Source organism: Variovorax robiniae (assembly GCF_037889955.1).
GTDB lineage: Bacteria > Pseudomonadota > Gammaproteobacteria > Burkholderiales > Burkholderiaceae_C > Variovorax > Variovorax robiniae.
This window is the reverse complement of the sequence record NZ_JBBKZS010000036.1, coordinates 12749-37049: the sequence shown is the minus strand read 5'-3', so window position 1 is coordinate 37049 and position 24301 is coordinate 12749. Positions and strand designations below refer to the sequence as shown.

20 protein-coding genes and 3 pseudogenes are annotated in these 24301 nt (G+C 64.8%); 4 read left to right on the top strand and 19 right to left on the bottom strand.

Annotation, left to right across the window (positions count from 1 at the left end; genetic code table 11):
- The 4 genes and pseudogenes from WKW79_RS34735 to WKW79_RS34720 form a co-directional block, all read right to left on the bottom strand.
- Window positions 1–240, bottom strand: a 240-nt coding sequence (locus WKW79_RS34735; RefSeq protein WP_340339790.1) for a hypothetical protein, incomplete at its 3' end; no start/stop codon positions are given.
- Between the two features lie 83 nt (window positions 241–323).
- A complete protein-coding gene (gene tnpB, locus WKW79_RS34730; protein ID WP_340339789.1) occupies window positions 324–671 on the bottom strand; it encodes an IS66 family insertion sequence element accessory protein TnpB in 348 nt (115 codons plus the stop codon).
- Window positions 668–1063, bottom strand: coding sequence for an IS66 family insertion sequence element accessory protein TnpA (tnpA, locus tag WKW79_RS34725; RefSeq protein WP_340339788.1), 396 nt, complete (start codon window positions 1061–1063; stop codon window positions 668–670). The genes tnpB and tnpA overlap by 4 nt, the downstream gene beginning before the upstream one ends.
- 79 nt (window positions 1064–1142) lie before the next feature.
- Window positions 1143–2182 (bottom strand): annotated as a pseudogene (locus tag WKW79_RS34720) (IS3 family transposase); the annotation flags it as partial.
- A gap of 240 nt (window positions 2183–2422) precedes the next feature.
- Between WKW79_RS34720 and WKW79_RS34715 the strand changes: the two are divergent.
- The 3 genes and pseudogenes from WKW79_RS34715 to WKW79_RS34700 all read left to right on the top strand — a co-directional run bounded on the left by WKW79_RS34715 (window position 2423) and on the right by WKW79_RS34700 (window position 5695).
- On the top strand, window positions 2423–2992 hold the full coding sequence (locus WKW79_RS34715) for a hypothetical protein (protein ID WP_340339786.1): 570 nt from the start codon (window positions 2423–2425) through the stop codon (window positions 2990–2992).
- Between the two features lie 21 nt (window positions 2993–3013).
- Window positions 3014–4326 (top strand): annotated as a pseudogene (locus tag WKW79_RS37145) (hypothetical protein).
- 16 nt (window positions 4327–4342) lie between these two features.
- On the top strand, window positions 4343–5695 hold the full coding sequence (locus WKW79_RS34700; RefSeq protein ID WP_340339783.1) for a DUF2254 domain-containing protein: 1353 nt from the start codon (window positions 4343–4345) through the stop codon (window positions 5693–5695).
- Window positions 5696–6503: 808 nt separating this feature from the next.
- Here WKW79_RS34700 and WKW79_RS34695 read toward each other — a convergent pair.
- From WKW79_RS34695 to WKW79_RS34685, 3 genes and pseudogenes are all read right to left on the bottom strand, one after another.
- Entirely contained in the window at window positions 6504–8249 is a 1746-nt protein-coding gene (locus WKW79_RS34695; protein WP_340339782.1) for an AsmA family protein, read from the bottom strand.
- Window positions 8233–8463, bottom strand: coding sequence for a hypothetical protein (locus tag WKW79_RS34690; protein ID WP_340339781.1), 231 nt, complete (start codon window positions 8461–8463; stop codon window positions 8233–8235). The genes WKW79_RS34695 and WKW79_RS34690 overlap by 17 nt, the downstream gene beginning before the upstream one ends.
- Window positions 8464–8789: 326 nt before the next feature.
- A pseudogene (locus tag WKW79_RS34685) lies at window positions 8790–9120 on the bottom strand (IS5/IS1182 family transposase); the annotation flags it as partial.
- 356 nt (window positions 9121–9476) lie between these two features.
- On the opposite strand from WKW79_RS34685, the gene WKW79_RS34680 reads away from it, so the two are divergent.
- Complete coding sequence (locus WKW79_RS34680) at window positions 9477–10091, top strand: carbonic anhydrase (RefSeq protein ID WP_340339780.1); 615 nt, start codon at window positions 9477–9479, stop codon at window positions 10089–10091.
- Between the two features lie 96 nt (window positions 10092–10187).
- On the opposite strand, the gene WKW79_RS34675 is transcribed toward WKW79_RS34680, so the two are convergent.
- The 12 genes from WKW79_RS34675 to WKW79_RS34615 form a co-directional block, all read right to left on the bottom strand.
- The gene (locus WKW79_RS34675; protein ID WP_340339779.1) at window positions 10188–10721 is read right to left on the bottom strand and encodes a hypothetical protein; all 534 of its coding nucleotides are present in this window, start codon (window positions 10719–10721) and stop codon (window positions 10188–10190) included.
- Between the two features lie 639 nt (window positions 10722–11360).
- Window positions 11361–11864, bottom strand: coding sequence for a GNAT family N-acetyltransferase (locus WKW79_RS34670; RefSeq protein WP_422824026.1), 504 nt, complete (start codon window positions 11862–11864; stop codon window positions 11361–11363).
- Between the two features lie 273 nt (window positions 11865–12137).
- Window positions 12138–12392 carry a hypothetical protein gene (locus WKW79_RS34665; protein WP_340339777.1) on the bottom strand — a complete coding sequence of 85 codons (255 nt, stop codon included), beginning with the start codon at window positions 12390–12392 and terminating at the stop codon, window positions 12138–12140.
- A 345-nt stretch (window positions 12393–12737) separates the two neighbouring features.
- Complete coding sequence (locus WKW79_RS34660) at window positions 12738–14381, bottom strand: ISL3 family transposase (protein ID WP_340339776.1); 1644 nt, start codon at window positions 14379–14381, stop codon at window positions 12738–12740.
- A gap of 197 nt (window positions 14382–14578) precedes the next feature.
- Entirely contained in the window at window positions 14579–14959 is a 381-nt protein-coding gene (locus WKW79_RS34655; RefSeq protein WP_340339775.1) for a response regulator transcription factor, read from the bottom strand.
- Between the two features lie 155 nt (window positions 14960–15114).
- The gene (locus tag WKW79_RS34650; protein ID WP_340339774.1) at window positions 15115–17325 is read right to left on the bottom strand and encodes a sensor histidine kinase; all 2211 of its coding nucleotides are present in this window, start codon (window positions 17323–17325) and stop codon (window positions 15115–15117) included.
- Window positions 17326–17377: 52 nt separating this feature from the next.
- Window positions 17378–18145 (bottom strand): bestrophin-like domain, encoded by a 768-nt coding sequence (locus WKW79_RS34645; protein ID WP_340339773.1) that lies wholly within the window; start codon window positions 18143–18145, stop codon window positions 17378–17380.
- A 398-nt stretch (window positions 18146–18543) separates the two neighbouring features.
- A complete protein-coding gene (locus WKW79_RS34635; protein ID WP_340339772.1) occupies window positions 18544–19977 on the bottom strand; it encodes a BatD family protein in 1434 nt (477 codons plus the stop codon).
- On the bottom strand, window positions 19974–21683 hold the full coding sequence (locus WKW79_RS34630; protein ID WP_340339771.1) for a VWA domain-containing protein: 1710 nt from the start codon (window positions 21681–21683) through the stop codon (window positions 19974–19976). Before WKW79_RS34630 ends, WKW79_RS34635 begins: the two co-directional genes overlap by 4 nt.
- The gene (locus WKW79_RS34625; protein WP_340339770.1) at window positions 21683–22735 is read right to left on the bottom strand and encodes a vWA domain-containing protein; all 1053 of its coding nucleotides are present in this window, start codon (window positions 22733–22735) and stop codon (window positions 21683–21685) included. Before WKW79_RS34625 ends, WKW79_RS34630 begins: the two co-directional genes overlap by 1 nt.
- Window positions 22722–23258 carry a DUF4381 domain-containing protein gene (locus WKW79_RS34620; RefSeq protein WP_340339769.1) on the bottom strand — a complete coding sequence of 179 codons (537 nt, stop codon included), beginning with the start codon at window positions 23256–23258 and terminating at the stop codon, window positions 22722–22724. Before WKW79_RS34620 ends, WKW79_RS34625 begins: the two co-directional genes overlap by 14 nt.
- Window positions 23255–24271, bottom strand: coding sequence for a DUF58 domain-containing protein (locus WKW79_RS34615; RefSeq protein WP_340339768.1), 1017 nt, complete (start codon window positions 24269–24271; stop codon window positions 23255–23257). The genes WKW79_RS34620 and WKW79_RS34615 overlap by 4 nt, the downstream gene beginning before the upstream one ends.
- Window positions 24272–24301 lie beyond the last annotated feature (30 nt).

Genomic DNA, 24301 nt, shown 5'->3' with positions numbered 1-24301 from the left:
CACCGGGAGCTCGACGACGTCTTGCCACAGTTCGGGCTGCAGCACCGCGAGCGCTTCGCTGCGGGCGCCGAACACCCGGCGCTTGAACTCGGCCAGCTGCGCGGCCAGCGAACTCATCTGCTGGTTCGCCTGCGCCCGCAGCCCCTGGAAGGCCTGCGCGGCCTCCACCAGCATGTCCTTGAGCACCTCGACGTCGTCGGGCAGGCTCGATCGATCGACGGGGACAGCCAGCAGTTGCATGGGTGTCGATGATCTCAGCGCGACCGCGCTGCGGGCAGTCGGTGAATTGCCGATTGCCTTGAAGGCCTGAAGTCCCCCCGTCCTCAGGCGACGACGCTCACGTCGAGCGTCCGCAACCGTCTCGTTCGACTCAGGTCGATCCCTTCCAGCCATGCGACGAGCTCGCTCATCGCGATGCCGCCTGCGTGCAGCCGCGCGGGGTCGGTGAAGCGGCCCGCCTCGAGACGCTTGTAGAGGACCCAAAATCCGTGGCGATCCCACACGAGCAGCTTCGCGCGGTCGCGGCGTCGCCCGATGAAGACGAAGACCTGACCCGACAGCGGGTTCATGCCCATCGCGGCCGCCACGATCTGCGACAGGCCGTCGATGGACTTCCTCATGTCAACGGCCTCGCCATACACGTAGGCCCGGATCGCTGACGACAGGATCATCCGAGGCGCGCCATCACGCTGTACAGGACGCGTTCGGCGGCCTCGCCGCTCAGGCGCAGCGTCATGCCCTCCAGGGCGACCTCCACAAGCGCCGCGACCTCCGAGCGAGCAGTCGACACCGGCACGAATGCGGCTGCTCGTGACGGCGTCGGCTTCGCTGCCGCAGCACTCGCGCTCGAGCGCTTCTTGCCGCTCACGCGATGCCGATAGGTCGACAGTGCCAGGCCATTGGCCGAGCAGTACTGCGGTACGCTCACGCCTTGCTCCAGGCGACGCTGTTCGTGGTCTCGCCAGAAGCTCTCGTCATGCTGCACCATCGTCTGGCCAGTTCGCCAGTCCACGCGCACGCGCTGCGACACGCCGGCCTCGACCGGTCCTGCTTGATCCGTCATTGCACTCTCCGAAATAGGGAGAGATGAACTTCGCCGATCAGGCCGCCTCAGGCAATGACGGGGAATCTCGGACACTCACGCTGCTGTGAGGTCTGACTTCGTTGTAGTCCTGGCGCCAGAGGGTGATGGCCGATCTGGCCTGCTGCAGCGTCTCGAACCATTGCTCGTTCAGGCACTCGTCCCTGAACTTGCCGTTGAAGCTCTCGATGTAGCCGTTTTGCATGGGTCGGCCCGGCTCGATCAGGATGTGGCGAATGCCATGGGTCTGCGCCCAGCCCATGAAGGCGCGGCTGGTGAACTCCGGTCCGTTATCGGTGCGAACAGCCATTGGGTAGCCCCTGAAGACAGCCGCCTGGTCCAGCAGCCGCGTCACGTACTGTCCAGAGATGCCCCAGTCCACTGAGATGCTCACGCACTCGTGGCTGAAGTCGTCGGCCACCGTCAGGCATTTGATACGCCGTCCGGTGCTCAAGCTGTCGCTGACGAAGTCCATGCTCCACACCTCATTGACCGTGCGGGCCAGTTGCAGCGGCACGCGCTCGTTGGCCGGCCGCTTGACCTTCTTGCGCTTGCGCACCGCCAGGTTGGCCGCGCTGTAGAGCCGGTAAACCTTCTTGTGGTTCACGCCAGGGAAGTGCGGGCGCAGCATGTCGTGGATACGCCGATAGCCGAAACGCCGGCGCACATGCGCGATCTCGACGATCTTGCTGCTGAGCTCCTGGGTCATGGCATCGACTTCAGGTGGATTGCGATAGCTGTCACGGGAGAGCCCCACAAGCCTGCATGCGCGCCGCTCGCTCAGATCGCATTGCTCGATCATGGTGGCGACGGCGGCACGCTTGGCCTGTGGGGCTAACGCTTTACCCCGAACGCGGTGTTCAGTGCGTGGATGTCCAGGTGGGCCTCCGCCAACAGCTTCTTGAGCTTGTTGTTCTCGGCCTCGAGTTCACGCAGCCGTCTCGCATCGGGCACGTCCATGCCACCGTACTTGGCGCGCCACTTGTAGAAGGTCGCGTCGCTGAAGCCGCCCTTGCGGCACAGATCCTTGATCGGCAGGCCGGACTCGGCCTGCTTGATGAAACCGATGATCTGCTCCTCGGTATACCTGCTCTTTCTCATGTCCGTCATTCTCCAAGTTGACGGACTTCACTGCCATTACGTTGGTACGGCTGGGAGGGGGCAGGTCATGATGACTTCGGTATTGACCGTGGACACCCCTTCGACGCGCCGACGCAGACGCGAGGTTTTCCAATTCAATTGATCTCCGTCAAGTTGACTCGACAGGCGTGGGTGCATGCTAGATGACCGTCTGAACAATCCAAGGAGGAGCCTATGAGGACCGTGACTTCGCTTGCAGCGATGGCGCTGCTGGGCACGCTGCTGCAACCTGCGATCTCGAAAGACAATCCCGCCCACGCGATGGCGGCCTCGACGGCGCCTGGCACAGGCACCATCACCGAGGTCGTCCGGGTCTCCGGTGTGGTCGAGGCCATCGACCTGCCGACGCGCCATGTGGTCCTCAAGAACTCCCACGGCAAGCTGATTGCGATGGCGATCGGTCCCGAGGCACGCAACCTGGAACAGGTCAAAGTCGGTGATCAGGTCAGGGTGAGCTACGCGCAGGCGCTGACCTTGACCTTGATGAAGGACGGCAAGGAACTGCGAAGCAAGGTCGAGACTCCGAGCGGTGCCCGGTCTGCGCAAGGCGAGCGCCCGGCGGGCGTGCTTGGCCAGAAGGTCGAAGTCACGGCCGACGTGACGGCCGTCAACAAAAAGTCCCGCGTTATCACGCTGCGCGGCCCAGAGCATGAGATCGACTTGAAGGTCCGCGATCCCGAGCAGTTGAAGTTGATCAAGGTGGGCGATCAGCTCCATGCGGTCTATACCGAGGCGGTAGCGCTGTCGGTCGATCCTGCTGCCAAGAAATAGAGCGCTGCTGGCCGGGACGGCATGGGCAGCGAACTGCGCGCCAGATGCGACGGGCGTGACGGCGCCTTCGGCGCGGCAGCGCCGGGCACGGCCGCTGCCGATCCGCGACTGCGGTTTCTCCTCGACCTGCTCAATCCGAATGCGAGATCCGTGGGCCGGGTGAGACAGTTTCTGGAGGCCATCGAGGCCTGCGCTGCGGTCGAGGCGCGGGTGCGGGAATGGTGGACGGTGTTCGTACGGGAGGTCGAACTGACCGCGATGCTGGCTGACCACGGCTTCTCGCCACGCAGCGCATTTCTGAGCGAATTTGGCGCGTCCTTGCGGCGCAGCCTGTTGCCGGCCGCGCCGGAGACCATCGATGCCTCCAGCGTGCTGCGATCGGCGCTGCCGGTGGACTCGAACGCCGCATGGCTCCAGCAACTCGATGCAGACCTGCTGCGCCGCATCGTTGCGCCTGCGCATGATCGATCCGGTGCGCGCGGGGCAGCCTTTCCGCGAATTGATGGTCGATCCTGGTCGGTTGCGCGACGAAGCGCTGCGCCGGCCGCGCGATCCGGAAGCCCTGAGGGCCGCGTTCAAGGCCTTCCGCGAGCGGCTGGCGGGTTGCCGTGAGGCCGCCGCTTCAGTCTACGCGCATCTCGAGGAGAAAGGCATCTCGGCCGAGCCGGTGTTCCGGCTGCGTCAGCTGCGCGCACATGGTGCGAATCCGGGACCTGATCGACTGCCTGTTCTCCGAGCAGCCGCATCCCGCCATTGCACAGAACCTGGTCAGTGGCGAGCGATACAGCATCCGCGCGCTGATCGCCAACAACGACTTGCTGCTGGCTGCCAAGGTCGCGGAGCGCGGCGCAGAAGTCGGCGAGCACCAAATCACGCGCGATCGCGCCGAATGCCGCGGCACGCTACTGCCGGCCGCCGGCGGCCGGCGGCGGCCGGCGAGCGGCGGCTTCATCGCAGGCTTCTCGGTGCTGCTCAAGTTCGGCGTGTTGGCGATCCCGCTGTCGGCGTTCTGGAGCGGCTTCTCGCTCGGACTCTTGTATTCCAGGAGCTTCATCGTGATCCAGCTTGCGCATGCAACGCTGGCCAACAAGCATCCGGCGACGACGGCGATGACAATACGTGCGGCACTTGGAGCGGCAGGCCGAAGAAGTCCGTCACACCGGCACCAGCTCCAGCATGCAGCCCAGCGAGATGTTCGCGGCGAAGACGGGGACATGCTGGGCAACGTGCTGGTGATGGCGCCGACGGAGCTACTTCTTTACTTCCTGTTGCGCGCGGCCATCGGCGCGCGCCTGCGCAGGCATCCCGCAAGCTTCCCGCTTCCGCCGACTTGAGTCCCAAGGAACACCAATGCAAATGCCGCGTGGCCTGAGACGCATCCGCTGGAACTGGAGGTATGCCGTCAAGAGTTATCTCGGCGGTTCGCTGTGGCTGGTGCCGATCTTGGCGCTAGTGGCCAACCAGGCGTTCCGCGTTGTTGTGCAGTGGATCGACGAGTGGCTGCTGCGGGCCGGCATGCTGGACGATACGAACTCGTTGCTGGCCTTGTCCGTCACCGGCGCGCGATCCCTGCTGGAAACGGTGCTGACGCTGAACCTCTCGTTCCTGGTGTTCACCTTCGGCTCCCTGCTGGTGGCCATCCAGGTGGCGGGCGGGCAGTACACGCCACGCATCATCGCGACGACGCTGTTGCGGGACAACGTGATCCGCGGCACCGTGGGTTGCTTCGTCTTCAGTCTGGTTTTCGCGGTGCAGGTGTTGTCGCGCACCGGCGAGTCGGTGCATCAACTCGATATCTTCCTCGCGGCGTTGCTGGGGGTCATCTCCCTGATGACCTTTCTCTTTTTGATCGACTATGCGGCGCGATTGCTGCGGCCCATCAGCATCGTCGCGCGCGTGGGGCAGTTCGGTACGCAGGTCATCCGCGTGATCTATCCCGACCCGACCGTTCGCCCGAAGCCGCCCGTGACCCGGCGGCTCGGAGAGCCGGACCGGACGGTGCTTCATGCGGATGCCTCGGGCGTGGTGCTCGCGCTAAATGTCAAGGGGCTGGTCGCAGCGGCCAGACATGCCGATGGCGTCGTCGAGTTCGTGCCGCTGGTCGGCGACTTCCTGGCAGTCGATGAACCCCTGTTCAGGTTGTACGGCAATGCGAGCGCTATCGATGAGCGTTGGTTGCGGGCGGCCGTCGTGCTGGGCACCGAACGCACGCTCGAGCAGGATCCGGCCTTCGCCTTCCGTATCCTAGTCGACATCGCGATCAAGGCGCTGTCGGCCGCGATTAACGATCCGACCACGGCCGTGATGGCAATCGACCAATTGCATCATCTGCTGCGACTGGTCGGGCAGCGCGACCTGCGCGGCGAAGAAGTCCGCGACGCGGCCGGTGAATTGCGACTGGTCCTGCGCACACCGAACTGGGAGGATTTTGTTCACCTCAGCTGCACCGAAATACGGCATTGCGGCGCCGGCAGTATCCAGATCGTGCGGCGGCTGCGCTCGATGCTGGTCAACCTGATGCAGACCTTGCCTAGGCATCGACACGCCGAATTGCGCGGGCAACTCGAACTCCTGGATCGAACGATCGACGAGAAATTTGCGTTCGCGGAAGACCGCGTGCTTGCACGCGTTCCCGATTCCCAGGGGCTGGGTGGCGCGCTGGGGATCCAACCCCTGGACGAAGCGCTCCACCCCGAAGATTGAGGGCACGTTCGAAAAGCGACAGCCCGAACCCATTGACGACAGGTCACCTGGCGCCTCACGGGGCTTCCAGGTGTCGGCACAAACCGCTCAGCGGCAAGCGCCGGCAACGGCCGGGCGAATACTCATGCCAGCACGTTCCGCTGCTCAGTCGGCGCATGCAGCTCACGGTCTCCTGAAACCTGAAACGAGGACAAATGTTCGGCTGGCGCGCCTCGGCAACATCGAGCGCACCACGCCACGCAATGCCTGTGAACGCCAAAGCGCAGCGACACGTTCGAGAATCGCGTCATCGACAGCGGGTGACAGGTTCAGGCCACGCGCCTCCATAGTCGGACGTGGCGAGCTTGCGAATGGTGCGCCTCCCCAGCCAGACGTACGGTGGGAAGGCGGAAGCTGCCTGAGAAACAGCCGCGAGCGCTGCCGCGCACCCTAAGGCGGGGAGCCCTCAAGTGGATTCCTGGATGTGTCGCGCGCATCACAGTTAGGCTTTAATTGCACCCGCGACGCGGCCTGAGTCGCGCACTTGTGTGAGTGCCGCTTTCGCGCACTTTTTCGGTCAGTTGTTGGAGTCGACCGCGACGGTCAGGTTCGACTGGACGACTCCAGAGTCATCGGCGCATCTTGCGAAGGCGTTTCTCGAAGCTGGCACGATCGCTCGATCACTCAGGAAGAGTTGGCAAAACTGGCATGAACGCATCAGTACACGCCCGGCCATAGCCGCAGGTCAAGCGCTGGATAGCCGGCGCCGAGAGCCTTGTCGAGTTGCTGCTGGTGAGCGCCCGCTGAACAATTGAGTGTTGCGCTGCGATCACTTGCGCGCGACCGGCGCAGTGGCCTGCCGAACAGCCGATCCGAGCTGCTGCTGCACGGCGGCGCAGTCGGTAGTCTTGCCCGGGCCAGTTTCAATAAGCGGCAACAGCGCCGCCAGCGGAGCTGCCGTGGCTAGCGCGATGGCGCCACCTGCGCGCGCAAGTAGCGGCCCCTTCTCGAACCGGTAGCCGGGCCTCATGAAGCTGCCGGCGATGCGCACTGGCGTGCGCATAGACAGCATGCCGGCTTGCTTGGGCTTGGGTGCGACGAGGATGTCGAAGCGTTCGTTCGCAAGGTCGAAGCTGCCGCCTCCGAGGACTTGCGTCTGCTCGGTGTCGATGACGAACAGCTTCGATGTCCCGCGTCCGCGCTCGACGTTGAACTCGATGCCGCCGCAATTGACACGGATGTCACGATCGCCGCTGGCCAGCAGCCTCAACACCTTGCCGCCGTTGAGCGAACTCGCGGCATCGCGCAGGTTGGAGACGCGGCCGTCCGCGATTGTGGCAGCCACGCGGCCGTCGGCGAAGGCCGCCGCATCACTGATCGAATTGCCGCTGCCCTTGAGTTCGAGCACCGCGCCCACGCGGCCGGCGCCCTTGGCGATGGCCTCGCTGCGAGGAAACAAACGGCCGACCTCCACGCCTCGGATGTCGACGCGTACCTCGGATCGGATCGTGGGCTCGCGCGCATCGAGCATCACTTGCGACGCGATGGTGCCGCCGGCGAAGCCGAAGTCTAGCGGGGCGATCCTCAGGATCGAATCGTGCAGATGCAGCGTGGCGGTGAGGCTTTCCAGAGGCAGCGCCTGGGGTACCCTCAACTCGCTCGCGATCAGCGTCACGTCAGCATCCATCTGCTGCAGGCGGCTGGCATCGAACGAGCCCGCCGGCAGCAGACGGTCGGGCTCGGTGGCATGTGAAGTGGCCTTGGCACCGCGCCGGCCGCCCCCGGAGCCCGGGATTTCCATGCCAATCAGCGGGCCGAGATCGGCGATGTCGAGTAGACGGCTCTGCACATCCGCAGTCAGCAGCGGGCGAGGTTCCTTGTCGACGTAGGTGGCGTGGCCGGTGATGTCGGTCGAGCCGATCCGCCCGCTCAAGTCGTCCATCGTGTAGCGACCGCCTTCGAAGATCAGGTGCCCTTGCAATCGATAGGGTGGCGATGTCGGAAGCGGCAGGAGCAAGAAGGGATACAGACTAGCCAACGTCTGGCCTTCGATGTGCAATTGCGCGTCGATGGCCGAGATGTTGGCGGCATCGGCGATCTCTCCTTCGGCCTCAACCTTGGTCGATCCGGCGACAATTTCGCCCTTGAACTGAAACGGCGCACCGGATTCCGCGAGGCTAAGCACTTCGCCAGTCAGCGCATGGCCCGAGAAGGCTGTGCCGTGGTAGTTGCCCTTGAACTCATACCGTGTGATGTAGCGATTGTTCCCGGGGGTGCCCGGAGCGCTCCGGACCTCTTCGAGGCTGGCCGGTTCGAAGGTGTCGCCAACCACGTCGATCTGGACGGGCACGCCGTGATCGACATAGCGCATGCGTCCGTTATGGAACGACAGCGTGCTGATGCGCAGCTTGCTCGGCCGGGTATCCAACGGGTCGGAAAGGATCCAGTTTTTACGGTTGTCGGCCAACCGTTCGAAGACCAGGTCCGGACGCGTCAGGGTGGCTCGCGGCACTAGGATCTTGTCGGGCAGGTCGCGCAGCGAGATCGAGAATTCGAGCTCATCGATGCGGGCCATTGGCGCTGCGTTCGTGCGACCAGGGCGCATTGGCAAAGTAGACGTCGCGCATGCGAATTGTCGGCGTGAGGCCGAGGCTGACATGCAGGTCCGACATTCCGAACTCGCGCTCGGTCTTGCTCGAGATGTAGCGCTCCAGCGGCGGACGGACCCAATTCCAGTCGAACATGACCACGAACGCGAGCATCGTCAGCACCAGGCACGCAAATGCCATCGTCCGAGGGTGGGGACGCATTGGCTTCGGACGCAATGGGGTGGGGGCAGGATGCATGTTGCAGCACCGTGCCTGAAAGTGTGCTCCACACGGCCGGAGCGTTGGCAATCGTCGGGTTTGCCGTTCAGACCGAGTGGGAATCGGCCGTCTGATGGCCTGCCGCATGCGGGTTTGGTTCCAGCGTGTCCTATCAGGCTCCTGAAGTACCAGCGCGCACGCGTCTCCCTCCACGCTCGAAACTGCAGATTTGGTATTTCGGCGTTCCAGACCCGCTGCCGTCGCTGATTTCCCGAATATGAGGTGCATTTGGGTCACTCAGCGACCCGTTACACAACCAAGGGACGGACTTCCAAAGGCCGCATGCGCACGAGGTTGTAGGCGGCCGTCGTCAGCACGAACAGCGGGTCAACGTTCTGGGTGCCGCGGACCATCACCTGCCGGATGGGACCGACGAACGGCCCATCCGAACCCCTGCTCGATGAGCTTGCGCTTGCGCTGCGAGATCGCATAGCCCTCGCTCTGCGCGATCTCGTCAGCCCCCGCCGAGCGACGCCCCGACTTGTTCTGAGCGACGTGCGGCGTGACTTTCATGCGGTGGAGCGCCTCAACGAATTCGGCCGCGTCATAGCCCTTGTCGGCGCCGAGCGTGACTTCGGCATCCGGGCTTGCGGTGGCTTCGAGGCTCTGGCGCAGCGACCCGCCTGGAAGTTCGCGGCAGCAAGCCGGCCGGGGCCAAAAGCCTGTCGCCATTCGCCTGCGCTTGGTCGTGCGCGCCGCCGACGCGGCCATCGCGGAAGTGGGCCTCGCACAAGTGCTCTCCTATCAGGCCGGCAAGCGAAACTGATCCTGCCTCAGTTCGACCAGCAAGCTGGTGCATGCCAGTCAAGTCGCGCCGCCTTCTTAAATTTGCGGCGCCGCGTCCTCGCAAGGCGTTGGAAAGGTTGAGCTTCCGGGCTTGGCCTTGGCCGCATCGTTGGGTAGCATCCCCGAACAACTGCGCAGCGCCTCGTATCGTGGCAGCTAGTCATCCCCACCCATTCACCGCGGAAGAATCGCTCGAGCGCCTCAAGGCGGGGAACGAGCGTTTCGTCAGTGGCCTTGCGCGCTTCCCGACCGTGCAGAAGGAGGTCCTCGCGGACCTCGCTAAAGGGCAGCATCCCCACACCACGATCCTGGGATGCAGCGACAGCCGCGTGCCCCCCGAACTCGTGTTCGACGCCTCATTCGGGGAGCTGTTTGTCATTCGCGTGGCGGGCAACGTGCTCGGGCCCGCGATCCTGGGCACGCTGCAATACGCGGGTTTGCATCTGCGCACGCCGCTTTTCGTCGTCATGGGCCACGAAGGATGCGGGGCCGTGGACGCCGCGATCGCATCAAAGTTTCATGGTGTCGCACAACAAAGCCGGATCGAGACCTTGCTCGAAGGCATCGAGCCGGCTCTCGACGATCTCGATTCGTCGCAGCCGCACGAGGCCTTGCTGCACGCTGCGGTCGAGGCCAACGTGCGCTATACGGTCCGAGCGCTACTCGGCACGTGGGAAGTCCAGGCGCGCCTCGCGGAGGGAGAAATGAAGCTGATCGGTGCGGTCTACGAACTCGAGTCGGGCTGGGTCCGCTTCCTGGACTGACGGGAGGGTGTGACAAGGACGTCAAGCAAGTGAAGCTCCCTGCTGTCCCGAGGTGAGCAGCCACCGGCAATTTGCTTTAGACGCAAACTCAATCCATCAACCAGCGGAGAAAGGCGACGTGGGGCGTCGACCGGTTCGCCGACCTGCCCAAAGGAGGACGAGGCCCAGCGCCAGCGCGTAACAAGCCAACATGATTTGCTGTTGCTCACCCATCAATCCAACCGCCAGTCCCACGCCAAGGAGCAACGTAAACATGCTGACAAAGAACGCTGGCAAGGCCATTGCGACTGCGTCCCTTGACGACGTGCGCGCGCCGCGAATGAGCGAATAGGCCATCCCTACGAGGCCCAGCGCGATGCACGCCAGGACGATTCCGGTCATGAAAAGTGCGCTTCCCAAGATCATCCGTTCCATCCCTGGATTCGCGAACATAAGACTGCCGATCAGCAGGCGGATCAATCCGTCGGAGAGCGCTAATGCGATCAGCCACCCATCATTCTTTGAGCGGTAGAGCGCGAAGGCTAGCAAAACACCAAGGATGCCATCGATCAGTGCATAGGTGCCTCCCCGAGCAAGGCGTTGACCATCGTGCGTGAGCAGCCATGCCAGCGAACCCAGGCCGAAGAGCAAGTTGAAGGCTCCGCGCGCGAGGAGCATCGTTCGAGACGGCAACGGTAACCTCCTCGAGAAACAGCAAAAGCGATGCTCTGACCGCTTGCCGAGCATGATGGCGCACCGGAAACAATTGGGCAAGCGCTGTCCTGACGCTCTGCGCCCAAGGACACAGGCATGCATTTTCCGGGCGAATCCTTCTTCACGATCTCAGCACGACGAGCGGAGGGCGGTTTGGGGGCATCGGCGGCAGCCCGGCACAGCAATGGATGGCGGCGGCGCAACCGGAAAAACCAGATGCAGGCCCAACACCGTTCAACCGCGAATTGCCGCTGGTTCTTCGTATCGCAGTCTGGGAATTCTTGCGGACTGCAAAGTCTTGCCTCGACTGGGTCCACGGCGCAGTCGCCGGGCAGCTACTTTCGCGGTGGCAGTACGTCCAAACGGGGACCTTTTGCGTACCAGACGCGGGGAAGCCAAGTGCCGGCGCCGCGTCGCGTCTTTAAGGCGAAACAGCCTGCATCAACTGATTCCGCTTGGACGTCTGGGCAAGTGGAAGGAATACGCGTCCCTGGTGTGTGACCCGAATCCGATGAGCACTACCTGGTTGGTCAGACGGTCAGCCCCAACAGCGGGACGGTCTTTTGACGGCAGCCCTCAGGGCCTCGCCGCTGCGGCATCGGAAGGCTTGCTTAAGGCCATCCTGCAAACGCGAACCGAAGGATCGCCGGGCTCCATCTCGACGCTGAATCCGAGACGCCTTGCAAGGCGAAGCATCGGCTGATTCTGCGTCAACACGAAGCCTTCTATTTGCGTTCTTCCGCGACGTCTTGCTTCGTCGATGAGCGCATTCATCAGCGTCGTCGCAAGCCCGGCGCCGCCAAATGCGGACGCGACAGTGATCGCGAACTCGCAGCTTGCCCCGTCGTTTGCGAAAACGGCAATTGCACTGCCGACGATGTCGATGCCATCGGCTGCCGGGACGGTCGCCACCAGCCCGATCCCCTTCTCGGGAAACGAGGCGAGCGCGCTGCGCACACGTTCGATGTCGGGCTCACGAATGGCGTGCATGAAGCGCATGTATCGAGCGTCGCTGCTCATGCGCTCAAAGGCTTGCAGGAGTTCGGCCTCGTCGGCGGGGCAAACCGCTCGGAGCTCCACGGCACGGCCGTCCCGCAAAGCGAAGTGCCATCGACGTGGCGCGGCCTAGCCGAACGCTGGCTTGCCCGTTGCCAACGACACGCTCATCGAGGCGCGCCGCACGGACGAGTTCGTGCAGGCGCAGAGCCGCAATATTACGGACTGCCGAGTAAAACCGGGGCTATCCAGGCCACGCGCGCAGACGGTCGTGCAAGGTCGCTGGCTGAGCGGATGCTGCGACGTCATCAACCTGAATCGCGAGGCGAGCGGCAGGGCGAGGCTGCGCAGTTTTGGTCAGTGCGCATCAAACCAGTGATACCAGGTGCCGCAAAGTTCGCATCGGGCCGCCGCCAAATCCCCGACGTCAGGGCGGACGTTGACGCCGCTCACCCTGTCGAACTCGACCAAGCACACAGGGCAAGGGATAGGCTCTCCGGGATTTGCCTGCACCATGCTCCATAAACACTGCCAATCCGCCTTTTTTGCCTTGCTGGAAACGAGGTAGTCCAAGCGTGCATAGAGCGCGTCGTGCATCGCTTCCAGGGCCATGTTCGACTCCGGTTGGGCTCAGCAGTATGCTGCCGGGCCAGCCCAACTGCCCAGAGCCACGGCACACCAGGCTGGACGCGCGCGAGCGACAGCGTTCGCCCCCATGACGTAGAAGAAAGTGATTCAGGGTCTTCCGCACTTTGTGTGACGCGGATGTGGATGCGGCGTGTGCATCTGTGCATCCGTGATCGGCGAGGAATATTCAAAGGGCTCAGGTCTCCGTAACTGGCACGGGCCGGTCTTTGGCTATCCAATCCGCGAGCGCAGGCGGTTCGGCGGTTCGTGCACAGTCGCCGGTCTTATCGATGGACCGCGGTCGGCAATATCGATGCGCGCGTTCGTGCGTCAGTTCTGGCCCAGAACTCGCAGCCGTAGCAACTCGACGCTTGCCCGTCCGTACATCTGGCGCTTGAGGAACTTCAAGCGGTTGACATGGCCCTCCGTCTGGCCATTGCTCCACGGCAGCGTGAAGGCCGCCCGCACGGCGGCCAGGTCGTTGCGCAAGCTCTTCGCGAAACTTCGCATCTCGGGCGCGCTGCACTTCGACAAACGCTCAAGCCAACGATCGAACTCCCGAGGACGGCGCCGGTGCATGAGTCCAAGGAACTCACGCGCAAGGCTGCGGACCTCGGCGACCACCGGTTCGATCTTGCACAGCGCCTGCACGAACCGCTCGTGATCAACATGCTTGGGCTCTTTGAATGCCAGCTTTCTCCATCCCACCAGCCAGCCGAATGCGCGCCGGGCCGACGGAGATGGCAGGGTGCGTACAGGAGCGACGGCCGACGCGGGCTTGCCCTGCGGAGACAGCAGGCGCGCGACGCAGCCGAGCACAGTGGCGCGACAGCCGGTATAGCCCCGCTGCCGGACTTCCTGCCAGATCAGCGTCGGACAGTGGCAGCCTTGGGCAATCCGCTCCTCGATATAGCGCCGGTGGGCATCCAACGGCGTTGGACCCCGCGCCCTCGGTGCGCGCTCCGGAAAGGCGCTGCTGGTGACGAACTTGCGCACGGTTCGATAGTCGATCGACAGTTCGCGCGCGATGCCTTTCACGGTGCCGCCCTGGGTGCGCAGCGTCATCACCTTCTCGTACAACGCCAGACGTGCGGCACGCCGGTCATCACTCAGGCGCTGCCATCCGCGAAGTCCAGCGCCTCGCGGCAACCCCTGACGCCCCAGTGTCACACCGCCAACGGTGACCTGCTGCGCCGCCTGGCGCAGTTGCGGTCCCAGTCGATGCAGCATTCTTTCGACGTTGTCGCGCAGATTGCTCAGCAGATGCCAGCGGTCAGAGACCTGGGTGGCTGCCGGGAGTGCAATGTCTGCGGCCTCGGAGTAGGCCCCAGCCCGATCCCGGGCGACGACCCGAATAGAGGGATTGGCACGCATCCAGGCGGCCACTGCAGTCGCTTCACGCCCGGCGAAAACCTCGATCGGCTCGCGACGTTCCAGATCGACGACGATGGTCCCGTAGTGGTGACCCTTGGCAATCGCCCAGTCGTCGATGCCAACGACTCGAGGGAGGTGCTTGCGTCGGGTCACAGCCGATCGGCGCAGCTCCCGCAACACGGTGTCAGCACTGGTGCTCAAACCCAACTCGGCGGCGAGCCTCCTGGCCGCCTCACCACCCAGGGCATGACCCAGTGCATGCAAGGCCCGAGCATGTGATCGGGTGCGACGTTGATGCCGGCCCGCCAACGCGTGGATATCCTCGGCGAATGTTCGACGGGGACAGTCATTGTTCAGGCACTTGAAGCGCCGCGTTTCAACAGAGAGCACGACCTGCTCGTCAAGGACGGGGCGCTCCGCGAGTTGGCGACAGTAGCTTCCGTGCAGACGACCGCTCCAGCACCGGCAGGTCGGACATGGCGCGGCGCGCACGGTACTGCGCGCCTGCACCACCAGATACCCTCGCCGATTGATGCAGCCGACGACGCGCTTGCCCACCCGAGCGAGAACGCGATCGATTACACCGATACCACTGGCCATGTCGTCCAGAGATGAGGTCGACCGGAGACGCAATCAAGCCCTCCCACTTGGGCTTCACACAAAGTGCGGAAGACCCTTGTTTCATTCTCGTCCGGAGACTTTCATGCGTGGACGACATGACCCAGACACCGATGATCGCAAGGAGGACTCAACAAGAGCTTTTCCAGCACGCGCGCGTCTCTAAAACTGGACTTTGTTCAAGTCTCGGCGACGGTGAGAGCCGCGGCAATTGCGGCCATCAGCGCCTCACTGGAAAATGGCTTGCGCAGCAACTTGTTGGCGCCGGCCTCGCGCGCCGCCTTGTCGAGACTGTCATCGTCGCTGGCGGTGATGAAAATGATGGGAATGGCATAGCCGGCATTGCGCAGCCGAGCCAGCACCGCGAAGCCATCGAGGCCCGGCATATGAATGTCGACGATGGCACAGGCCGGCAATGCCGCGGGCAGCGAGGCGAGGAAATCCTCGCCCGTGGCGAAGGGCGCGACACTGTAGCCGGCTAGCGGGAGCACGCGCCCCAGCATGGTCCTCACGGCGGATTCGTCGTCCACAACGGCGATGAGCGAAGGAGCGGTGGCCACCAGCGAACCCTATCGCTGCTTGCCTTGGCGCGGCACTGAACTTTGGTTTAGTTTTGCGATGCCCGGTCGGACGGCAACGGGCATCGGTCGCGGCACCGTGCTGGCTTGCAGACGCCCCATGATGCGAGCGCGATGGCACCTCACTTTTCCGGTCTTCAAGTTCGCGGCTGTACCGGGAAACTGACGCGGAAGGTCGCGCCGCCCTCGGGGTTGTTCTGCGCCGCGATCATGGCATTGTGCGCTGTGGCGATCGACTTGCAGATCGCCAGGCCAACGCCGGTGCCATCGACCTTGGTGCTCCAGAAAGCGTCGAACACATGAGGCAGCTGTTCGTCCGCGATGCCTGGGCCGTGGTCGATGACGGTCAGATGAACCTGGTCGCCACTCCCGGCGGTATGTAGGAGCAGCAGCCGGCTCGGTCCTTCCATGCCCGCCATCGCATCTGAAGCATTGAGGATCAGGTTGAGGAGCACCTGCTGCAACTGGACTCGATCGCCCTGAATGGGTGGCAGCCCACTCTTCAGCAGCGTTCGCGCCGTGACCTGGCGGTTCGCCAATTCCGTGCGGACCAGTTCCAGCGTCTCGAGCACCAGTTCGTTGAGGTCCAACGACGCGAACGTCATCTCTCCGCGCTTGAAGAGTGCGCCCAGCCGCCGGATGATTTCGGCCGCTCGCTTGTCCTCGCTCACGATGTCGTCGCAGATCGCGCGCAACTCCGTGGGGTCGGGATGCTCGCGGCTCAGCATCATGCGCGCGGCCTCTGCGTTACCCAGGATGGCGGCCAGGGGCTGGTTCAGTTGGTGCGCGATCGAGGCGGAGAACTGCCCCATGGTGGAGACACGCGTCATGTGGGTCAGCGCGGCGCGGTCGCGTTCGGCCTGCAACTCGGCATTCTTGCGCGCAGTGATGTCGATGGACACGCCGGTCAACTGCTTCCCGCCGCCTTCCGTGTCGACGTTGACCCGTCCGCGCGCGGCCATCCAACGCAAATTGCCATCGGAGTGTCGGATTCGGTATTCGACGTCAAGCTCTTTGCCGTTTTCGACTGCCAGCCGCACCGCGTGCGCCACGGCATCCCGATCTGCCGGGTGCACGGATTCGAGCACCCGCGCCAAGACGCCGGCTTGTTCCTTGGATGGCCCGGGCGTCCATCGGGCAACGTTCCAGGCCCAGTTCGTCAAGCGCGCGGCGCGTGCTGCAACTTTCATGCGTTGCTCGCTTTGCGCCAGTGCCGAGGCGGTGCGCCTGCGCTGGCGCCGTTCAACAAGCAAGGCGGCAATGAGCGCGGCTTGCAGCAACAGCACCGCCAGCGCGCTCAGCGCCTGGACGCGATAGGCCTCCCAAAGCGTTGGCTCCTTGAAGTGCACGATGGCGTCGACGGGGACCTTCTCCGCGCCAATGCCCCATCGGCGCACCTGCCGCCAGTCGACCTGCACCTGGGCGGGCACCAACGCCGGCATGCGCAGCTGCGCCGGCGGCGTCCCTTCGACCAGGCGCTCGACTGCGAGCGCTGCCTCGCGGCCCATCTCCACATAGGACGGCATGCGCCCGCCGACGATACCGGAGCCAATGAAGGTGCTGAACGCCCCGTAGACCGGTGCCGGCGCGGCTGCCGCCATGAGGGCGGCGGCTTCCCGCGGGGCGAAGAGTTGGCCGGCGCCGTCCCGAAAGTAGCCCGGCGTGAACACCACATCGCTGCTGGCCAACCGAGACAGGTGCTCCTTGACCTCCGCGGTCGACAGGCCGGCGAGGAACTCAACTGGAGGCAGCCCTTGGATGCGTGCGACTGCAGCGCGTGCCGAGGCTTCGTAGGTCCGATCGGAAGCACTCGCGCCCGTGACCACCACGAGTCGTGTTGCCGAGGGATGCCATTGAAGAGCTTGGCGAATCGTGCCTTCGAAATCGTAGACAACCGGCACGCCGACGATATCGGCAGGCAGCGGGGTCATGGCCCGCAGGACCTCTTGATCGATCGCCAGATGGACCACCGGGACATCGGGAAAGAGTGCTGCGCGGTGCCGCAGCATGAACTCGAGCGCGGGCCGCCCGGCAACGACGATAACGGACGGCATTCGTGAGCCGTACTTCTCGTTGAGGTAGGTGGCCACAGCCTGTTCGTAGCGCTCGCCCGAGAAGGTTGGCGTGTCGAGGAACTCGGCGAAGACCTCTGTCTCGGCGGCCGGTGATTTCGCCAAGGTGCTGCGAAACCCCTGGTCCACTTCGATGTTTGCGGGCAGCAGACGGTCGTTGGAAAACAGGACCAGGACGTCGGGCGCGGGCGCTGCATGCGCGGGCAGCCCTTGCCAGCCTGCAAGCGCAGACAGACTCAGCAGCAGGAAGTCAACGACTCTGTGGCGCAGCGGCATGCTCGAATTTGGAATGCGGCATCGCACCATCATCGCCGACGCGGACTCCAATCTATCGTGGACGCATCGATTCCTTGAGTGCCAGCAGATTCTGTGGGACGACATGAATGAATCCCGCCCGTGGCGTGTCGATGTCCGCGATGAGCAAGAAGGCTAGCGACAGCACCAATGGAAGAACCAGCAGCAGGTAGGGCCGCCTGGCGGAACTTCGCAGTCCGACGCCGATGAGCAGGTTGCTGGAAATGGCAATCGCGAACATCAACATCCATGCGGAGGGGGGAATCCGGTTCCACCACGCAGCCTGCGTATAGCCCTGCGAGTTCAGCACGTCGTTCATGCCAGCCACCACCAGCGCCGAGACAGGATTGGGCTGGGCAAGCGCGGGGGCCTTGACCGCGTTCCAGAGTTCGTCCTGGAGCCGGAGCGTCCTGTCATTGACCTGCTGAAGTTCAAGCTTGTCGCGTGTGGTGTAGAACTGGATGCGCTGGTCCGTGTAGGCGCTCAGGAGCGCGCGCACCTTTGCCCCATCGGCGGCAGGAATCAGGTCCGCCCGCACGTACTCGGTGCCGATGGCGTTGGCTTCTGCTTCTTCCAGATTCTTGCGCTGGTCGTACCGGCCAACAGCCATCGAGAAAGTGAATCCGATGATCAAGCCGGCCAGCCCCAGCGTCGCACCGAGGATCACCCCAAAATCTTCTGAGGCGCCGTCGTCTGCAGGTCGCCTTCGTCTGAGCACCGCCCGCCCGAACCAGGCCGCAAACGACAACACGAAAAGCGCGACGATGAACAGCAGGATGGGATAGTTGAATTCGGAGGTCATCACATTTGCATCAGGTGTCCGGGATCCAGTGGAAGGATAAGCTGAGCGGCGAGAGCGGCCGAAACAAGTCGTGCCGGCAGCAGGCCGTCAACCGGAGGCCAGGGGTTCAACGCCATCCTCAGCGCATCATCATTTACGCGGCGCACTGGAGGTCGCCGAAACCCTGATCGCTTCTTGCGAGACACGCGAAGCGAGGGGTGCGTTGCACAAATGCACCACGAGCGGACCTCAGTGATAGTCCTCTTCGCGCTGATGTTGAACCGCCAACACCCTGACTCTCTGGCGCGGAAGGATTTCGTAGAGCGCCACATAGCCTGTGGAACCGAGGCCTATGATCAACTCCCGGCGCGTTGTGCGCCTGCCGTCTCCGGCCTTCCGACGGCCTACGGTGACGATAGTTACGCGGCGGGCTTCGTAGTCCCATTGCGCTCTGAAATCCGTGCGTCACGGGAACCTGAATCAAACGGATTGAGCGGCCCGAGCACCCGCACCGCCGCAAAGGGACCCTCGACTCTCGGCACGCGTTCAATCCAGTGTCGATGAGCTGCTTCCAGCGCAGACGCACAGGCGCTGCCGGACCACGCGGTCTGCGCAGCCGCCCGGTAGAGATGGCGATTCAGCAAGTCGAGCTGCCTTGCCAGGTCGCCGCCGCCCTGTTCATTGGACCAGGCCTGCGGCGTGCCGCCCGTGTGCACTTGGCTCCACATCAGCAAAGCACGATGGGCGCCTGACGCATCGTTCGCCCGGCAGGCGGCCAGTACGGCCTCGAACATGACGGCGTCCGATCGGGCATGGGATGCTTGCTGCGCCTGGCGACGACGGCGCCAAGCGGGCAGCCGACGATGGACCAGCAAGCCCAGCGCCAACAGCAGCAGCAAGGCGCCTGCCAGCGCGGCGACAAGTCTCCAGCGAATCGGTTTGCTCGCAGGCTCGGCGGCCGTACCGATCGGAAACTCGGGTGCAATGCGGTCGCCGGCGTTGACGCTGCCGCCCACCTGCACCTGTACAGCGGGGGCCTGCACCGTCGCAGGTGTCTGCGTCTGCGGGTCCAGCCACTTCAACGTGACGGCCGGCAAGCTGTAGCGGCCGGACTTCTCGAACACGTACGTCACGCGCTCGATCCGCTGGCCGCCAGAGAAGCTGCCGCCTTGCCCGTTCACGTCATGCAGCACCGGGTCGGCCTTGTAGAGCCTGACGCCGGACGGCGCTTCGAAATCCGGCGGCGGAATCAGCATGGCGGGTGTGTTGGGTGCGTCGATCTCCACGGTGCGCACGAGCGTGTCGCCAGCCGCCAGGCGGCCCACGTCCCGGTCCACGCTCTGACGCACGGCAAGGCGCACCGCAGGTATTACACTGACGTCGGAAGCAGCGCCCTTGGCGCCCGCAGGCAACTGCGCCGTGATGCGCGTGGGCGGCAAGCTGAGGCTTGCCCGTTGCGGTTTGCCGTCCTCGCCTTGGTAGCTGAACTCCATCTTCACCGGCGGAAGATCGAACTCGCCGGGCTGCTGGGCCGTGAAGACATAGGTCTTCTGAATGAATGCCATGGTCTGGCCGTCCTGCTGCTGCACGCCGTGAACGCCTCGGTCGTCCGGCATGGTGATGACGGCGCCCTGCACGTCCAACTGCGGAAAGGGCGGTGCAGACAGGAAGAAGTTGGGGGCGATGACCGTCACCTCGATGGAGACCTGCTGCCCCACCAGCGCCGGCTGAGCGCCCACAACCTTCGCCTGGATGGCGGGACGCGATGCAGCATGGCCTGACCCGATGGCGAACAGCACGGCCAGCATGACCACCAGGCGAATCCAGATCGCGCGGGACCCGGTCCCTGTCATGGCTTGGCTCCAGAGGCCGTTGGCGTTGTCGAGGCATGCGATCCCGGCGATCCCTGCGAAATGGCGGGAGCGGGCTGTTCCGCCTGCATCCTGAACTTGCGCGCCAGCAGCGCCGTGGGCGCAGTCTGGATGTTGCGCATCCAGGTGTCGGCATTCTGCTCGGCCAGCACCTGCATCTGCTTGCCGCCCTTGTCATTCTTGTTGTTGTCGACTTCTGTTTGGTCTGCCTTCACGTCAGGGGCTTCCGCCTCGCCTTGCTTGTTCTGCTGCGCGATCAGTGCCTTCATCAGTGCCAGGTTGGCCTGCGCCTCTTTCCAGTCGGGACGGCGTTGCAGGGCCAACGTGTAGAGCGTTGCAGCGGACGAAAAGCGGCGCCGCTGCGCGAGCGAGTTGCCCTGGTTGAAGTCGCTCTCCGCGGAGTCCAACTGGGCGAAGGCCCGTTGTGCCTGTTCGAAGCGGCCTGCGCGGTACAACGCCATGCCGCGCCACATGGGATCCTGGAACAAGTCGGCGGCCTTGGCGAATTGCCCTTTCTCGTAGGCTCGCCGCCCCTGCTGGTCGGGCGTGAGCCACAAGTCGATGAAGCGCGACTCGTGGGACGGCGTCGCGGCATTGCTTGCCGAAGAATCTTCAGCGGTGCTGCTCACCAACTGGGCCATGGCGTCGCGCGGAACGCCTGTGCCGGCCAGCATCAACGCAAGGAGCCAAGCCGACACCCAGCGCACCGTCCAGCCCTTGCGGAACCACAATGCGGCCAACAGTGTGATGGGCAGTACCAACCACCAACCTTCTTCCTTCCAGCGGGCGTTGGACTGCGCCTCCTTCTGCGCCAAGTGCGACTGAACGCGGTGCTGCACCCATTGCACATCGTCGTCATTGTCGACGGTGACGGTGGCGACCGGCACATCGGCCTCGCGGCCCAAGTGCTTGAGTGCGTCCACATCGAGCCGTGCAAAGCGCGGGCGGCCGGCGTCGCCGGCGCCACCGTCATCGCTGCTCTTGATGGCGCCACCCCGCGCAGTGCCAAAGCCCAGCACCACCGGCTGGCTGCGACCGCTGTCGACCTGCGCCTTGAACGCATCGCTGGCGCTGGCCTCCACGCCGTCGGTGAAGAAGACGATGGTGCCGGGCGTGTCTTCCTTCGCCATGTCCGCGTCGATGGTGCGCAGGGCCAGCGCCGTATTCTTGCCCGGCCTGGGCATGATGCGGGTCTGCAGCGCATCGACAAAGGTCTGGATGAGCCGAGCATCGTCGGTGAGCGGCAGCACCAGGTGCGTGCTGCCCGCGTAGGCGTACACGGCGGTGTGGGCGCCCTGGCGCAAGGCCAGCAGCGACTTCACCTTGAGCTTGGCCCGCTCCAGCCGGGTCGGGCTGAGGTCGGTCGCATCCATCGTGACCGACAAGTCGATCGCGATGGCCAGCGGCGCCTTCTCTTCCAGGAAGGGCGGCCGTTCGCGCTCCCAGGTCGGGCCGGCCATGACCAGCGCGCCGAGCGCCATCAGCGCCGAGGTCAGGTGCACCGGCCTGATCTGCCAGCGCCTGCGGCGCTCGACCACCAGCGCATCGAGCAGATGCGGCGCGATCGTGCGCCGCCAGCGCTTGCGCACATCGTCGCGCCAGGCCATGGCCCACAGCAGCAGGCCGGCTGGCAGCAAGGCCAGCAGCCACCAGGGGCGAAGGAAATGGAACTGGGCCAACGCATCCATCACGCGCCGCCCTCCTGGCCCGCCGAAGCCTTCAACGCTGACGGCTCATCGTCGTCCTCACCACGCGCCGCACGGGCGCGTCGTGCAAGAACGATGGCCGTCATCTGCAGCTGGTAGGCAACGATGAGCAGTACTGCCGCGCCCAACGGCCACATGAACAATTCGCGCCGGGGCCGCCACGACAGCACCTTCTGGTTCTCGGGCGTGATGCGGTCCAGCGTGGCGTAGATCTGCTCCAGTTCGCCCTGGTCGCCGGCGAAGAAGTAGCGCCCGCCGGTGGTGGCGGCGAGCTGGCGAAGCAGATCCAGGTCGACCTTGTCCTCGCCCGTGGCGCCGGGGTCGCCGATGCCCACGGTGTGCACCGTCACGCCGCGCTCTCGGGCGATCGCGGCCGCGCGCGGCGGCGGCATCTTGCTGGCGGTGTCGTTGCCGTCGGTCAGCACGATCATCACCTTCTGGGGCGCCTTGCTGTGCTCGAACATCTTGATGCCCAGGCCCACGGCATCGCCCAGCGCGGTACTGGGGCCGGCCATGCCGGGGATCATCTCGCCGAGCATGGTCTGCACCAGCGCGTGGTCCATGGTGAAGGGCGCCTGAGGGTATGGCGCATCGCCGAACACCACGAGCCCGATCCGATCGCCCTTGCGCCGGGTCACGAAGTCCTGCACCACCTGCCGCACGGCATCGACCCGCGCGATGGCGGTGCCATCGGGCCGCTTGTAGTCGCGCGCATCCATGGATTGCGACAGGTCCAATGCCAGCAGCAGGTCGCGCGCGGGTTGCACCTTCTCGATGGGTGGCTCCACGAATTGCGGCCGCGCCAGCGCCAGCAGCACCAGCACCCACGCAATCGGTGCGATCACCTTCTGCAGCCAGTGCGTGCGGGGCACCACCGCGCCGGGTGCGGGCTTCAGCCCGGCGGCGCTGGCCACCTCGCCGAAGAAGGGCAGGCGCACCGAGGCGCTCTCTTCCCGGTAGGGCGGCATGAGCCACCACACCAGCAAGGGCAGCGGCAGCAGCGCGAGCAGCCAGGGGAACTCAAGCTGATACATGACCCTGGATCCATTGGCGCGAGGCTTCGATCAGCATCGCCACATCAGATTGAGGCACAAGACGCAGCACCTGCTCGTCGTGATACTGAATCTCGCGCACGAGCGGCTCCAGCGCGAGGGCGCCAGGCGTGGCGTGGCCAGCATTGGCGACGAGAAAGCGGGCCCACTCGGCGCCGCTTCGGCTGGCCACCTGTTCGCGCGGCCACGCCGCCAGCGCGCAGCGCTTGATGAGTGCCGGCAATGCGGTCAATACCGCGACGCTCGCGGCCGGGTCGGATTTCCAGCATGTCTCGATCTGCCGCAACTCGGCCAGTGCGTCGCGCCGGTAGCGGTTGCGCAGCCAGTTTCGCGTCCCACGCCAAGCCAGCCAGATGGCGATCAGCACGAGCAGCACAGCCAGTACCTTCCAGCCCACGGTCTGCGGCATCCAAGAAATGGGCGGTGGCGCAACCACGTCGGCCAATTGCGAGAGCGATGGCGGTTGCCCAGCGGCCGCAGCAGCAGATGTGCCCGTATCGCTCATCGAATGACTCCACGCCGCGCCTGTTTGGTGTCCTGTCCCAGCAGGCGGCGCAGTTGCGGTGCGGTTTCCTCGGCCGCCGAGAGGGGCAGCACCGGCACGCCGATGCGGTGGCGCCATTCAAACAGCTCGCGGCTGCGCGCATCTACGAACTCGGCAATGCCGCGCCGCACTGTGTTGCGGCCCAGGCCCAGTTCCACCTGCAGTTCGCCATCGCTCACCACCAGGTCTCCCGATGGCGGCAACTCGCTCAGGAAGGGGTCGTGCACCACCATGGCCAGCAGGTCGTTGCGCGCGGCGATGCGGGCCAGGAGATCACGCGTGAGCGCATCGTGCCCGTCGAAGTCGCTCACCACCACCACGAGGTGATCGTGGTGCGCCACGCGGGCCGCCTTCTCCATTGCCTGGTTCAGTATTGCGGCGCCCCGACCCGCCGGCGCATCCGCGCGCAGCAACTGGTTGCGCCGCACGATTTCCCCCAGCAACTGCTGCACCGAATCGCGGCTGCGCTGCGGGCGAAGTTCGGTGAAATCCGCATCGCCGAAGACGATGCCTCCGACCCGGTCGCCATCCATCAGCACCCGCCAGGCCACCAGCGACGCCGCCTCAGCCGCGCTCACCGACTTCATGGCGCGCCGGGTGCCGAAGAACATGTTCATGCGCTGATCGACCAATAGCAGCACCGGCCGGTCCTTCTCTTCGGAATACACGCGCACATGCGGCACACCGCTGCGCGCGGTAACGCGCCAGTCCATGCTGCGGATGTCGTCGCCGGGCAGGTAGGGCCGCAGTTCCTCGAAGTCGAGCCCGCGGCCGCGAACCCGCGAGGCATGCCGCCCGGCCAGCACGCTGTGCACCGGCTGGTGCGGCAGGAAGTGAAAGTCTCGCGCCGCCAGTTCGAGCCCGGCGAGTTGCGCCGCGCTTACATGAACGCCTTCCACCGGCGCCTCGCCCGAGGGGGTCCTGGGCGCAGCATTCGCAGCCTGTGCATCCGGTGCGCGGCGCTTCGGCAGCATGCCCCGTCCAGCACGCGCCAGCCCTGCCAA

Excerpts from the sequence above, each read along its gene's own strand:
- WKW79_RS34715 (WP_340339786.1), top strand. The coding sequence starts at position 2,423 with ATGGCGCTGCTGGGCACGCTGCTGCAACCTGCGATCTCGAAAGACAAT.
- WKW79_RS34690 (WP_340339781.1), bottom strand. The coding sequence starts at position 8,463 with ATGGCATTTGCGTGCCTGGTGCTGACGATGCTCGCGTTCGTGGTCATG.
- tnpB (WP_340339789.1), bottom strand. The coding sequence starts at position 671 with ATGATCCTGTCGTCAGCGATCCGGGCCTACGTGTATGGCGAGGCCGTT.
- WKW79_RS34625 (WP_340339770.1), bottom strand. The coding sequence starts at position 22,735 with ATGTATCAGCTTGAGTTCCCCTGGCTGCTCGCGCTGCTGCCGCTGCCC.
- WKW79_RS34635 (WP_340339772.1), bottom strand. The coding sequence starts at position 19,977 with ATGACAGGGACCGGGTCCCGCGCGATCTGGATTCGCCTGGTGGTCATG.
- WKW79_RS34620 (WP_340339769.1), bottom strand. The coding sequence starts at position 23,258 with ATGAGCGATACGGGCACATCTGCTGCTGCGGCCGCTGGGCAACCGCCA.
- WKW79_RS34650 (WP_340339774.1), bottom strand. The coding sequence starts at position 17,325 with ATGCCGCTGCGCCACAGAGTCGTTGACTTCCTGCTGCTGAGTCTGTCT.
- WKW79_RS34615 (WP_340339768.1), bottom strand. The coding sequence starts at position 24,271 with ATGCTGCCGAAGCGCCGCGCACCGGATGCACAGGCTGCGAATGCTGCG.
- WKW79_RS34645 (WP_340339773.1), bottom strand. The coding sequence starts at position 18,145 with ATGACCTCCGAATTCAACTATCCCATCCTGCTGTTCATCGTCGCGCTT.
- WKW79_RS34630 (WP_340339771.1), bottom strand. The coding sequence starts at position 21,683 with ATGGATGCGTTGGCCCAGTTCCATTTCCTTCGCCCCTGGTGGCTGCTG.
- WKW79_RS34665 (WP_340339777.1), bottom strand. The coding sequence starts at position 12,392 with ATGGCCCTGGAAGCGATGCACGACGCGCTCTATGCACGCTTGGACTAC.
- tnpA (WP_340339788.1), bottom strand. The coding sequence starts at position 1,063 with ATGACGGATCAAGCAGGACCGGTCGAGGCCGGCGTGTCGCAGCGCGTG.
- WKW79_RS34660 (WP_340339776.1), bottom strand. The coding sequence starts at position 14,381 with ATGGCCAGTGGTATCGGTGTAATCGATCGCGTTCTCGCTCGGGTGGGC.
- WKW79_RS34695 (WP_340339782.1), bottom strand. The coding sequence starts at position 8,249 with ATGGCCCGCATCGATGAGCTCGAATTCTCGATCTCGCTGCGCGACCTG.
- WKW79_RS34700 (WP_340339783.1), top strand. The coding sequence starts at position 4,343 with ATGCAAATGCCGCGTGGCCTGAGACGCATCCGCTGGAACTGGAGGTAT.